Source organism: Parenemella sanctibonifatiensis, assembly GCF_002250565.1.
Classification (GTDB): Bacteria; Actinomycetota; Actinomycetes; order Propionibacteriales; family Propionibacteriaceae; genus Parenemella; species Parenemella sanctibonifatiensis.
The window spans coordinates 403637-416196 of sequence record NZ_NMVJ01000006.1 but is presented as its reverse complement, the minus strand read 5'-3'; the positions used below and the strand labels follow the sequence as shown (position 1 = coordinate 416196).

The window sequence follows — 12560 nt, the reverse complement described above, 5'->3', positions numbered from 1 at the left end:
CCGACGCCTGGAATCTCAACGTGAATCCTGACGCCATCACCCTCGAGGACGTCGAGGGGGACGGCGAGCAATGGGAACTGCGCGACCTGGGGGCCGCGCCGCATTGGCCCCATCCGCCCTACGTGTTGCCGATGGCGGCCGACGTCGCTCTGGCCCTGGCGACCGCCGTTCGTGAGCAACTCGTCCTGCGTCCCGGCGGCGTCAACGGCGCGCTGTGGCGATCACCGAGGACACCACGGTCTCGAACTCCATCTACGCCGCCATCGGCTACCGGCCGGTGGTGGACACCGCCAACTTCATCTTCGCCCCAGCGTGAACGTCTCCGGGACGCGGGTGAGAAGCTGGGGCCATGGACCTGACAGCGCACGTCTTCCTCATCGATCAACTCGCTGACTGGGAGGTCGGCCACCTGTTGGCCGAACTCGCGACCGGTCGTTTCACCGGCCAACCCATCACGGTGGTGCCGGTGGCCGAGTCGCTCGCCCCGGTCCCCACCATCGGCGGGATGCACTGGCTGCCGGCCGCGACGCTGGACACGCTGCGGCCAGCCGACAGCGACCTGCTGATCCTGCCGGGCGGCGAGGGCTGGCAGCCCGACCGGGAAGGGGCCGTGATGCGCGTGGCGGCGGACTTCCTGGCGGCTGGCGTGCCCGTGGCTGCGATCTGTGGTGCCACGGAGGCACTCGCCCGGGCCGGGTTGTTGGACGCTCGTCCGCACACCTCAGCTGCCCGGGAGGCGCTCGAGGCGACGGGGTACGCCGGCGGTGAGCATTACGTGGACGAACGAGCCGTCGCAGCCGACGGGCTGGTGACGGCCGGGCCGCAGTCACCGGTGCAGTTCGCCCGCGCCACGCTCGGAATGCTCGGACTGATGCCCGAGCCGAAGTTGGCGGCGTACGAGGCGGTCTTCCACCGCGCCGATCCGGCCGGCTACGCGGAACTCCTGGACGCGTGAGGGATCAGGCGCCCAGTGGGAAGGTCTCCACAACGCTGTACGCCTGACCCCGCGGCGCCTTCAGGTCGGACTCGATCAAATCCCAGCGATCCACCTCGAAGCTGGGCAGGAGTGGGGCGTCCAACAGCTGCACCCAACGGGTCATCTCGACGCGGCGGTTGCTGCGGGCCACCGACACGTGCGGCACGAAGCGGGAGCCCTCCACCACGATGCCGGCGTTGTTGGCAGCGTTGCGGCAGCGCCGCGACCACTGCTGCAGCGCCTCTTCACCGTGGGCGATGCGCAGATGCAGCAGTTTGCCCTCGGCCGGATTGGGGAACGCTCCCCCACCGGCGACCCGGATGGTGGCCGGACCGCTGGTGGCGGCGGCCTCGGTCAACCGTTCGGTCAGCTCGATGAGCTCCGGGTCAGCCACCTGCTCCATGAACGCCAAGGTGATGTGCCAGCTGCCGTCGGGGACCGGCCGCAGCCCCTGGGCCACGGCCGTCTCCCGGCGCACCGACCAGAACTCTTCCCACTCCTCCTGCCACTCCACCGACGGCACCGCCGCCACAAACATTCGCCTCGTCATGGGGGCCAGCGTACGCAGCCCTCAGGCGTCGTCCCGTTCGGCGTACGCGGTGGCGAACTCCTCGGCGATCTGGTCGCCGCCGTCGTTGCGCCACTTGGTGAGCGCCGAGTCGAAATCCTCGATCGGGCCGCGGTCGTACACGACGGCGTTCACGGCGTCGGTGATCATCGTGGCCAACGGCCCGCCCTTGTTGATCTGGGTCTCGGAGACCAGGCCGATCGATGGGTCATGGACCAGATTCTCGGAGACGCGGCTGTGCCACTCATGCTGCCGGCGTACGGCTTCCTCGTCGCCCGGACCCAGAATCGTTGGCGAGTCGATGAAGTATTGGAAATCCATGAAGTTCCCCTGTCCCACCTCGGTGAGCCGGGGCCCGTTCGCCTCCCACGTGAAGTCGGTGCCCTCCTGCCCGAACTTGCGCTGCAGGTGTTCGAGCGAGCCAATGGGCGCGGCGAAGTAATCCAACACCTTGAGGATCAGCGGCAACCGATCCTCAGAAGCCCTGTTGGAAATGGTCGTGACGAGTTGGTAGCCCTTGCCGGCATACTGACCCGCGTCGCCGTCGCCATCCCACGCCGGTAGGGCGATAGCCCCGAGCGTGCCGCGGTCACCGATGGTGCGTTCGAAGAGATCCCAGCCCGCCGAGCCGTCGCTGAGCATCCAGGTCTGGCCCGCATAGAAGTGATCGCGGAACTGCGAGTACGTCGCACTGGCCGCGTTCGGATGGAAGAGGCCGTCGACAAATGCCTGTCGCGTGATCGCCAGTGCCTCCCGATACTCCGGCAGCGTGTAGACACTGGTGAAGGTGCCGTCGTCGTTGACGCCCCAGCTCTGGGGCAGTTCATCATCTGCAGGAGCGTGGTGTTGAAGCGCCCGACGTTGCTCCAGCCCCACTGGTTGTTGCCGGCCGCCTTGATGTCGCGAAGGAGCTGCAGGAACTCCTCCCCGTTGGTCGGCTCCGGGTTGAGCCCTGCCGCCTCGAACAGATCCTCGCGGATGTAGGTCATCTCGCCGGTCAGCGCGCGGGGCTGTGGGATCCCGAACACCTTCTCGCCGCGGACACCCGCCCGCCACGACGGCGTCGGGATGTTGGCCAGGTGCGGATAATCCAGTGCCGCGTCACCGGACAGGTGCGGGCCGAGGTCGGCGAACAACGACTCGATCATGTCGGAGCTGCGCGCCTGGGCCGGATTGAACGACATGACATCGGGAATGTCCCCGCTGGCCATGATCACCGCGAACTTGTCCTCGTACTCGCCGTTCGGGGTGGCCTGCAGCCGCAAACTCCGTGCCGGTGCCTTCCTGAGCCAGTTGCCAGAACGAATTGCGGTCGGGCCCCAGTGGCACCGGGACGAACGTGTTGTACAGGATCGACACGTGATCGAACTCGGCCGCCGGCGGGCTGTCATAGGCAGGCGCCGGATCCGTCGGATAGGTGAAGTACGCCGGCATCACCAAGTCCGAACCCGGCAGGTCCGGTTCGGCCAGGGTCACCTGACGGTAGGTCGGAAACTTCGACTCATCGACAGCTTGGGCGCCGCTCAGGTCAGGGCCGCTGCTGCTGCAGCCGGCGGCCAACAGCGCACCGCTGGCGAGTCCGCCTGCCAGCAGCGTGCGTCGGTTGAGGGACAGGGACATAGGGTCTCCACTTCTTCGTGGCGACACCCGGCCGGGGTCATGGTCTCAGCGGGGTGTCCTCCGTGTTGCCTCGGGCCAGGCCAGCTGGAACCCGAGCTGGGTGGTGAGGAGCTGCTGGAAATCCTCCAGCAGTCCCGGTGTGTTGCGGACGGCGCGCGGTGTGGTGCCCGTCTTCACGGACCGGCCGGCCAGTGCGCCTGCCACCTCGCCAATGACCCACTCCACCGGATGAAGCCGGTAGCAGCCGTTGGTGATGTGGGTGCTGCCGATGTTCTTGCCGGCCGGCAGCAGGTTCTCGACCCGCTCGGGGATCAGGCTTCCCAGTGGGAGCTGGAAGGGATAGTTGGCGATGTCGATGTAGTTCTCGGGCCCGTCGCCGCCGCCGGTGCGCGGATGCAGATCGATCCGGTAACTGCCGACACCGACGGTGTCGTCGAAGAGCGCCGAGCCCTCATCCAGGCCTGCGGCCTTCCGCGCCTCGACGCCGACATGCTGCTCGAGCACCGTGAACTCGGCCTTGATGCGGCGCGATTCGCGGATGTAGGGGCGCAGGGCCAGATCATCGGTGCTGCCGAGCAGGTCACCGCGCGGGCGCAGCCCGGCATAGCCGGTGCCGCCGTCGCGGCGGGGTGCCTCGGTCTGCATCCAGTACAGGAAGCTCAGGCTGAGCTGGCGCGAGGCGTCGAGGTTGGCTTGACGCTCGGCATCGGAGACTCCCTGCAGCGGACCGGCCATGTAGTCGATCTGGGGCCAGTTCACCAAGGTGACGTCGCTGGCGTACGTGCCGGGCTGGTAGTGCTTGACGGTCATGATGCGGCGGTAGTGCCAGAAGTCTCCGCCTCCCCCGCCGAGCCAGGAGTCGTCGTGGTGGAAGATGGCCCGGTCCCGGGCCTCGCGGCTGATCGGATGGACATCGCGGAAGGCCAGCAGCTTGCCCGGCCAGAAGTCCCCCGGCACATAGTCGCGCCAACGGTCATAGTCGGCGGGACGCTCGATCGTGTGGTCCTCCTCGGGGAAGTAGTCCACCGCGAAGCACCAGGTGAATGACTGCTGGTTGAGCGGCTGGGCCGGACCATCGATCGCGTGGAGCTCGCCGGTGTCCTCGCGGCTCTCAGCGCCCATCACATGTTCGACCCCGGCCAGCTCGAGAAGCTGACCCTCTTCGGTCGCGTCCAACACGTACGGTGCCGTGATGGTGGTCCGGTCCCCGCCGCTGCGATCGGTGAAGGTGACCGAGGTGATGCGATCCCCCTCGGTCTCCGCTGAGGTCGGATCGACCTCAGTCAGCACCACCAACTGGCCGCCGGCTTGGTAGGGCGCCAACATCTCCTCCAATGCCGCCAGGTACTCCCGTGGCTCGGCACACAACTTCGACACGCCACCGCTGCCCGGATTGAGCACCGGATTCTGGCGGGCCGCATCCGTGATCCCGGGCCGGCGCTGGTAGCGCTGCCGGACCAGGGTCCGGAACCAGCCATAGCTGCGCGTCGGCGTCTGGGTCTCGATCCAGGGATGCTCGTCCGGTGGCACCGCCTGGTTGGTCAGCTGCCCACCCAGCCACGGCGACTCCTCGGTGAGGATGACGCGGACGCCCTGCGAGAGCGCGCCGAGCGCTCCTGCAACACCCCCCACGCCGCCTCCGACGATGAGTACGTCTGTCTGAAGTTCCGGCACCTGTGCCTCCTGATTATGCGTGTAATCGAAGGTTACTCGGACGCGGGCGCCCGGGTAACCCCCGTTGGTCAGTCTGTCTTGCGGTCTGGTCAGTTGCCGGCCTGGCGGGCGGCGTACGCCTCGGCGTACTCCTCGGCGATCTGGGCGCCGCCGCGGTTGTTCCAGTCGTCGATGGCCTTGTCGTAGTCCTCGACCGGTCCGCGGTCGAACATGACCGCCTTGGCGGCATCGCTGATGGCCGTGGTGAGCGGACCACCGTCGTTGTTGGCGGTCTCGGAGACCAGGCCGATCGAATCGTCGTAGATGAGATTTTTGGTGATGTCGGTGTACCACTGGTGGCGCATCCGCACCGACTCCTCATCGCCGGGGCCGAGGATCAGCGGCGAGTCGACGATGTACTGGAAGTCCATCAAGTTGCGCTGGCCCTCTTCGGTCAGTTCGGGTCCCCCGGCCTCCCAGGTGTGGTCGGTGCCCTCCTCGCCGAACTTGCGCTGCAGGTGCTCCATCGACCCGATCGGCGCGGCGAAGTAGTCCAGCACCTTGAGGATCTGCGGAAGCTTCTCCTCCGGCACCTGGTTGCTGATCACCGTCAGGTTCAGGTAACCCTTGCCGGCCCACTGCGGTGTCTGACCGCCACCTTCCCACGCGGGCGGAATCATGGTGCCCACGGTCCCTCGGTCACCCACCGAACGGACGAACAGGTCCCATCCGGCCGGACCGTCATTGTGCATCCAGGTCTGACCGGCGAAGAAGTGGTCGCGGAACTGCGAGTACGTGGCGCTGGCAGCGTTCGGGTGGAAGAGCCCGGCCTTGAAGGCGTCGCGGATGATCAGCAGCGCCTCGCGGTATTCGGCGCTGGGATAATGACTGGTGAACGAGCCGTCTTCCTCGGCGCGCCATACGTTGGGGGCGCCCATCATGCCCAGCAGGACGGTGTGAAGCAGCGGGACATTGCTCCAGCCCCAGGCGTCGTTGCCCGTCGCCTTGATGTCGCGCAGCAGCTGGATCAGCTCCTCGCCGTTGGCAGGCTCGGGGTTGAGGCCGGCCTTCTCGAAGAGGTCCTCCCGGATGTAGGTCATGCCGCCGGCGACGTCACGGGGCTGGGGGACGGCAAACAGCTTCTGTCCGCTGATCGCCGCACGCCACGACGGGGTGGGGATGTTGGCCAAGTGCGGATAGTCCAGGGCGGCGTCGCCGGTGAGGTAGGGGCCGAGGTCGGCGAACAGCGAGTCGATCATCTCGGTCGCGCGGGCCTGGTTTGGCTTGAACATCATCACGTCGGGCATGTCGCCGCTGGCGACGATGACCGGGAAGACCTTGCCGTACTCCGAGTTCGGGGTCGGCTGCAGCTTCAGCTCGGTGCCCAGACCGTCCTGGGCCAGCCGCCAGAACGAGCTCCCATCAGGACCGTTGGGCACCGGTACGAAGGTGTTGTACAGGATCGAGACGCTGTCCAGGTCGGCCGCCGGAGGGCTGTCGTACGCCGGGGTCGGATCACTTGGGTAGGTGAAGTAGCCAGGGTTGACCAGGTCCGAACCGGGCAGATCTGGCTCGGCGAGCGTCACCGGCCGGTAGGTCGGCGCCTTGGACTGGTCCGGGGCTGAGCCGTCGGACTCGCCGCCGGGACCGGAGTTGGTGGAGCAGCCCGCTGCCAACAGCGCACCGGCCGAGAGGCCGGCAGCGAGGAGTGAGCGGCGGTTGAGCGTGAAAGACATGGCAGAACCTCATGATACGAAGACGGACGCGGATGGAACTCGCGAAGATTAAGCGCTTAACCAAGACGCTACGATGAGGTCCGTCGGCCGGTCAAGGGTCGCAGGTGAATGTTGGGTGACGAACAGTGGTCGCTTCCCCGGGGCTGCTGCACGACGGAGGGTCTGCGCATGATCAGAGTCGGACGACGTATCTCCCAAGTCGATGTGGCGCGCGCTGCCGGGGTCTCGACCGCAGTGGTCTCGACCGTCGTCAACGGCCGCACCGACGGACCGATCCGGGTGAGCGAGGCCACCCGGGAACGGGTGCTCGCTGCGGTCGAGGAACTGGGGTACGTGCCCGACCCGGCCGCGCGCCGCCTGGTCGGCGCCCGCAGCCAGGTGATCGGCGTCTTCACCTATGAAGCAGTGTTCCCGCTGGCGGCGCGGTCCTTCTACCACGACTTCCTGATCGGCATCGAGCAGGCGGCCGAGGAGGCCGACCAGGATCTGCTGCTGGTGACCAGCTCGCGCCGGGCGGCCAGTCAACGCTCGTTGTACGCCACCGGGGTGAACGGGCTGCGGCTGGCCGATGGCGGTCTGCTCTTCGGTAGCTCCATCGTCGAGGCCGACGTCCGACGACTGGCCTCGGAGGGGTATCCGTTCGTGTTCATCGGCGAACGCCGACTGCCCGATGTGGAATTGTCCTTCGTCGCCGCCGACTACGTGGGCGCGACCTCGGCACTGGTCCGGCGCTCCGCGGATCTGGGGCACGAGCGGATCGGATTCGTCCGTCAGGGCGAGGACGTGGTGACGGGCCGGTACGCCGGCTTCGTGGCCGGAGTCCAGGAGCGAGACCTGCCGCTCCACGTCTTCGAACTGCGCAGCGAACGAATCGAGCAGGTCCCGGCCTGGGTGCGGCAACACGATCTCACCTGCATCTTCATGCAGGGCCGCACCTCGCTGGGGCTGGTGGAACCGGTGCTGGCGGAGGCGGGCATCAGGGTGCCCGCGGATCTGTCGGTCGTGAGCCTGGGCGGTTACCCCGATCGGCTGGCCGATCGGATGGTCACCCACCTGTCCATCCCCCGTCTCGAGATGGGGCGCGAGGGCGTACGACTGCTGATGGAGCTGACCGACAATCCCGCCCGCGCACCGCGGCGGGCGCGGCTGTCCTGCGAGATCGCCGACGGCGAGACGCTGGTTGAACCCACCCGCTGACGCGATCGGTTTGCGATGGCGACGCCCGATGCGTGACAGGGGCCATAATGGGGACGTGACGCGCCCCGCGGCCACCGGTCCGCGGCGGAGGGCGTCGAGCATTCGAGCCGGGCAGACGAAGGGACAAGCCGTGGCACTCAAGGACCAGATCCGCACCGACATGACCAAGGCGATGAAGGAGCGGGACAAGGAGAAGCTCGCCGCAGTGCGGATGCTGATGGCCGCGATCGGCACCGCCGAGACCGAGGGCAGCGCCCATGAACTGTCCGACGACGAGGTGCTGGAACTGGTCAGCCGCGAGGTGAAGAAGCGCAGGGAGGCCGCCGAGGCTTTCGCCTCCGGCGGTCGGGACCAGAGTGCTGCTGCGGAGCTGACCGAGGCCAAGGTGCTCTCGGCCTACCTGCCTGCTCAGCTGTCCGACGACGAGATCGAGCAGATCGTGGCCCTCGCCGTCGCTGGGGTCGCGGATCAGACCGGCGAGAAGCCGGGCATGCGCCAGATGGGTCAGGTCATGAAGGCCGCCAACGCCCAGGTCGCCGGGCGGGCCGAGGGCGCCCGGGTGGCCGCTGCCGTGAAGTCCGCGCTGGCCTGACGTGGCTGCCTCCCCTGATCTCCCCGACCACTCCCCCAGCCGCGGTTTGAGCGGTCCGCTCACGGTGTGGATCGCTGCCGGCGTGGCGGTCGCCATCGCCCTGGTGGCGGTGCTCGTGCAGGCAGGGATGCCGCCGCTGCCGGGCCGTGGCGGCTGGTCACTGCCGACCGCGACGTTGGCTGCAGCCGGCCGGGTACTGGGCGGGCTGGCCTCGTTGGTGACGCTGGGCGGCCTGGTACGCGCGACCCTGCTCACCCCCAAGGGCGACGCCACCCCGCTACGGCTACGTCCCGGCGTGCGGATGGCCCAGTTCGCCGCCCGGATCTGGATCGTCGTGGCGCTGGTGATGGTGCCGCTGAGCGCAGCGGACGCGCTCGCGATCGACGTGAGCTTCGTGCTGCCTCGGATGCAGGACTACCTGGCCGGCACCCAGGTGTCCGGATCCTGGCTGCTCGCGGCGGTCCTGGTGGCGGTGGCATCAGTGGCGATGGCGGTCGGCCGCCGGATGGGCACCGGCCTGATCGCGTTGTACCTGGCCGGCTTCGCGGTGGTGCCCCCGATCGTCACCGGCCACGTCTCGGTCGGCGCCGGACATGACTGGGGTACCGACCTGGCGATGCTGGGCAGCGTCGCCGCAGTGGCGTTCGGCGCGATCGCCGTCGCGGTGCTGATCGGAGCTGACGACCTGCTGCCCGGTGTCCAGCGCCGCGCTCGCAGCTGGCTCACCGTGGCCGCCGCGGTGGCACTGGTGTTGCGCCCGGTGGTGGGGATCTTCGAGCTGGCGGGATTCCTGCCCTGGCAGGATCCGTACGGGTGGGTCGTCCTGACCGCCTGCGTGCTGTTGGCTGCGGCCCTGGTGTCGGCGCGACTGCGGTCCGCCTGGCCCGCCGCGGCCATCGGTGTCCTGGTGACCGGGACAGCTGCGGCCGCGGAGACCATCGTCCCGCCGCGCTATGCGGTGCCGCAGAGCGCCCAGGTGAACTACCTCGGGTTTCACCTGGACCAGGCCCCCGACCTCGCCACCCTGCTGTTGCCGGGCCGCCCCAATGTGCTGTTCGTACTGATCGCAGTGGCGGCGCTGGCGGCGTACGGCTGGGGTCTGCTGCGGCTGCGCCGCGCCGGGATCGCGTGGCCGTGGCACCGGACCCTGTGCTGGGCGGTGGGCTGGCTGCTGGTGCTCGGGATGACCGGCACCGGGCTGTGGGCGTACAGCTCAGTGATGTTCAGCTATCACATGATCGTGCACATGACGATCAACATGATCGCGCCGATCTTCTTGGTGCTGGCCGGCCCGATCACGTTGATCCTGCGGGCCAGCAAGGCCTCCCGACCGGGCGCGCTGCCATCGCTGCGGGATCTGGTGACCGAACTGATGCAGCACCCGGTGCTGGCCAGGCTGATGCATCCGCTGCTCATCTGGGTGATATTCGTCGGCTCCTTCTACGGCCTCTATCTGACTGATCTGTTCGGCGAGCTGATGCGTTATCACTGGGGTCACCAGTTCATGACGCTGCACTTCCTGATCGTCGGATCGCTGTTCTACGGCCAGGTGATCGGCGTCGACAAGCCGGCCAAGCCGCTGCCGCACTTGGCCAAACTCGGTCTGATGATGGCCGCGATGCCCTTCCACGCGTTCTTTGCGGTGGCGCTGCTGTCCTCCCCGCCGATCGGACTGGAGTTCTATCAGTCGATCGCCGTGCCGTGGATGGCTGCCCCCGATGCGCTGCAAATCGACCAGGACCTGGGCGGCCAGATCACCTGGGCGACCGGCGAGGTGCCGATGCTGATCGTGGTGATCGCATTGCTGGCGCAGTGGTTCACCGATGACACCCGCGAGGCCCGTCGCAAGGATCGCGCCGCGGACGCCGGGCTGGACAATTCTGCCGACGCCTACAACGAGATGCTGGCCGAGTTGGCCAAGCGTGACGAGGCCAATCGGCAGCGGGAGGGCCGATGACCAGCCAGCGTACGGATGCCAGCACCGAGGTCACCGACGAGGCGCCCGAGGCGTTCGACGAACCGCTTCAGCTCGCGATCGGCGGGATGACCTGCGCGGCCTGCGCCAACCGGGTCGAGAAGAAGCTCAACAAGATGCCCGGGGTCCGCGCGACGGTCAACTACGCCACCGAGCGTGCGATCGTACGCGGGCTGCCGGCCGACCGGATCGCCGAAGCCGAGGCGGTGGTCAGCAAGGCGGGCTATCACGCAGCGCCGGTCGGCTCGGATGACCAGGAGGAGTTCAGCGAGCGCCGGGTGCGCAGCCTCAAGCTGCGCCTGATCGTGGCCGCGGTGCTCTCTGTGCCACTGGGCAACCTGGCGATCGTGCTGGCGCTGGTACCGGAGCTGCGGTTCACCGGCTGGCAGCTGCTGTGTCTGTTGCTGGCAGTGCCGGTGGTGTTCTGGTGCGCGTGGCCCTTCCACAAGGCCACCTTCCGCAACCTGCAGCAACGCAGCTTCAGCATGGACACGTTGGTGTCCCTCGGCGTGTTGGCTGCCTTCTCCTGGTCGTTGATCTCCCTGCTGTGGGGCGGTGACGACACCGAGGGGTATTGGCTCGGCTACGGCATCACCCCGGCGGGAGCGGATGCGATCTATCTGGAGGTCGCGGCCGCCGTCACCACCTTCTTGCTGGCCGGTCGCTATTTCGAGGCGCGATCCCGCCGTAGTGCCCAGGACGTGCTCAACGCCCTGAATCTGTTGGGAGTGGACCGGGTCCGGATCCGCCGCGACGAGACCGTCGTGACAGTGCCGCTGGCCGAAGTGCGGATCGGCGACGTCGCCGTGGTCCGCGCGGGAGAACGAGTCCCGGTCGACGGCACCGTGGTCGCCGGGTCCGGGCCGATCGACACCTCGATGATGTCGGGTGAACCGTTGCCTCGTGAGGTCTCCCCCGGTGATGCGGTGATCGGCGGCACGGTGAACCTGACTGCGTTGTTGGAGGTGCGGACCGACCGGGTCGGCGCCCACACCCAGCTCGCCCAGATGGCCGCGATGGCCGAACAGGCCCAGGCACGCAAGGCCCGGGTCCAGTTGCTGGTGGACAAGGTGGTGTCGGTCTTCGTCCCGGTGGTGCTGGTCATCGCCCTCGGCACGCTGGTCGGCTGGCTGCTGGCCGATGCCGGTGTGCGACATGCCGCCAGTGCCGCCATGTCGGTGTTGATCATCGCCTGTCCGTGCGCGCTGGGCCTCGCGACCCCGACGGCGTTGATGGTCGGCGTGGGCCGTGGTTCCCAGCTCGGCATCCTGATCAAGGGACCGGATGCGCTGGAGGCCTCCGGTCGGGTCGACACCGTGGTGCTGGACAAGACCGGCACTCTGACCCACGGCTCGTTGAGTGTCGTCGACGCTTGGCATGCCGATCCGGACCGCGCCGAGACCATCGACCAACTGGTCGGCTCGGTGGAGGAGGGCAGCGAACACCCCATCGCCCGTGCTCTGGCCGTCGACCGGCCCGATCCCACCGGTGAGGTCGAGGCCTTGCCGGGGCTGGGCGTACGCGGTCGGGTCACCACCGCTGAGCGCAGCCTGGCCGTGGTGGTCTGCAGCCCCACCCTGGTGTCCGAACAGTTCGAGCTCGGTGCTGCCGGCGAGATCATCGACCGGTTCGCCAGCCAGGGCCACACCGTTGCGGTCGCGGTCGTCGAGGGTCAGGTGGCAGCGGCGTACGCCATCGCAGACCGGCTGCGCGACGAGGCCGTCGCGGTGGTCAGCGAACTGCGTCGCCGCGGGCTGCGCACCATCCTGCTCACCGGTGACGGCCAGGTGACGGCGGAGGCGGTCGGTGCGCAGCTGGGTGTTGACCAGGTCATCGCCGAGGTGCTGCCGACCGACAAGGCGACAGTGATCGAAGGACTACAGGCGGACGGTCACCAGGTCGCCATGGTCGGTGACGGTATCAACGACGCCGCGGCGCTGGCGGCCGCCGAGCTCGGCATGGCGGTGGTGAGCGGAACTGACATCGCCCTGCGTTCGGCCGACGTGGTGCTGGTGCGCCGCAATCTGTGGGTGGTGGTGGATGCGTTGCGGCTGTCGCGCAAGACCTTGCGCGTGATCCGTGGCAACCTGCTGTGGGCATTTGGCTACAACGTCGCCGCGATCCCGTTGGCGGCGGCCGGTCTGTTGAACCCGCTGATCGCCGGCTTGGCGATGTCGCTGTCATCGGTGTTGGTGGTCACCAACAGCCTGAGACTGCGCAACTTCGAGTCTGCGACGGCATGA

10 protein-coding genes and 1 pseudogene are annotated in these 12560 nt (G+C 68.0%); 5 read left to right on the top strand and 6 right to left on the bottom strand.

Annotation, left to right across the window (positions count from 1 at the left end; translation table 11 throughout):
* Window positions 1–349 precede the first annotated feature (349 nt).
* Complete coding sequence (locus CGZ91_RS06460) at window positions 350–955, top strand: DJ-1/PfpI family protein (protein WP_094453539.1); 606 nt, start codon at window positions 350–352, stop codon at window positions 953–955.
* A 4-nt stretch (window positions 956–959) separates the two neighbouring features.
* On the opposite strand, the gene thpR is transcribed toward CGZ91_RS06460, so the two are convergent.
* From thpR to CGZ91_RS06435, 6 genes and pseudogenes are all read right to left on the bottom strand, one after another.
* Window positions 960–1526: an RNA 2',3'-cyclic phosphodiesterase gene (gene thpR, locus CGZ91_RS06455; protein WP_094453537.1), complete on the bottom strand. Its 567-nt coding sequence runs from the start codon at window positions 1524–1526 to the stop codon at window positions 960–962.
* Window positions 1527–1547: 21 nt separating this feature from the next.
* Window positions 1548–2420, bottom strand: coding sequence for a type 2 periplasmic-binding domain-containing protein (locus CGZ91_RS14570; RefSeq protein ID WP_229116470.1), 873 nt, complete (start codon window positions 2418–2420; stop codon window positions 1548–1550).
* A gap of 32 nt (window positions 2421–2452) precedes the next feature.
* Window positions 2453–2755: pseudogene (locus CGZ91_RS14960) on the bottom strand (hypothetical protein); the annotation flags it as partial.
* Window positions 2646–3164 (bottom strand): hypothetical protein, encoded by a 519-nt coding sequence (locus tag CGZ91_RS14565; RefSeq protein WP_229116469.1) that lies wholly within the window; start codon window positions 3162–3164, stop codon window positions 2646–2648. The gene CGZ91_RS14565 and the pseudogene CGZ91_RS14960, both read right to left, overlap by 110 nt.
* Window positions 3165–3209: 45 nt before the next feature.
* On the bottom strand, window positions 3210–4838 hold the full coding sequence (locus CGZ91_RS06440) for an FAD-dependent oxidoreductase (RefSeq protein ID WP_094453531.1): 1629 nt from the start codon (window positions 4836–4838) through the stop codon (window positions 3210–3212).
* A gap of 89 nt (window positions 4839–4927) precedes the next feature.
* The gene (locus tag CGZ91_RS06435) at window positions 4928–6553 is read right to left on the bottom strand and encodes an extracellular solute-binding protein (RefSeq protein ID WP_094453529.1); all 1626 of its coding nucleotides are present in this window, start codon (window positions 6551–6553) and stop codon (window positions 4928–4930) included.
* A 168-nt stretch (window positions 6554–6721) separates the two neighbouring features.
* Between CGZ91_RS06435 and CGZ91_RS06430 the strand changes: the two genes are divergently transcribed.
* The 4 genes from CGZ91_RS06430 (at window position 6722) to CGZ91_RS06415 (ending at window position 12560) form a co-directional block, all read left to right on the top strand.
* Window positions 6722–7750 (top strand): LacI family DNA-binding transcriptional regulator, encoded by a 1029-nt coding sequence (locus CGZ91_RS06430; RefSeq protein WP_179229248.1) that lies wholly within the window; start codon window positions 6722–6724, stop codon window positions 7748–7750.
* Window positions 7751–7880: 130 nt separating this feature from the next.
* Entirely contained in the window at window positions 7881–8342 is a 462-nt protein-coding gene (locus tag CGZ91_RS06425; RefSeq protein WP_229116468.1) for a GatB/YqeY domain-containing protein, read from the top strand.
* Between the two features lie 46 nt (window positions 8343–8388).
* Window positions 8389–10299 carry a cytochrome c oxidase assembly protein gene (locus CGZ91_RS06420; RefSeq protein WP_179229247.1) on the top strand — a complete coding sequence of 637 codons (1911 nt, stop codon included), beginning with the start codon at window positions 8389–8391 and terminating at the stop codon, window positions 10297–10299.
* The gene (locus tag CGZ91_RS06415) at window positions 10296–12560 is read left to right on the top strand and encodes a heavy metal translocating P-type ATPase (protein ID WP_094453521.1); all 2265 of its coding nucleotides are present in this window, start codon (window positions 10296–10298) and stop codon (window positions 12558–12560) included. Before CGZ91_RS06420 ends, CGZ91_RS06415 begins: the two co-directional genes overlap by 4 nt.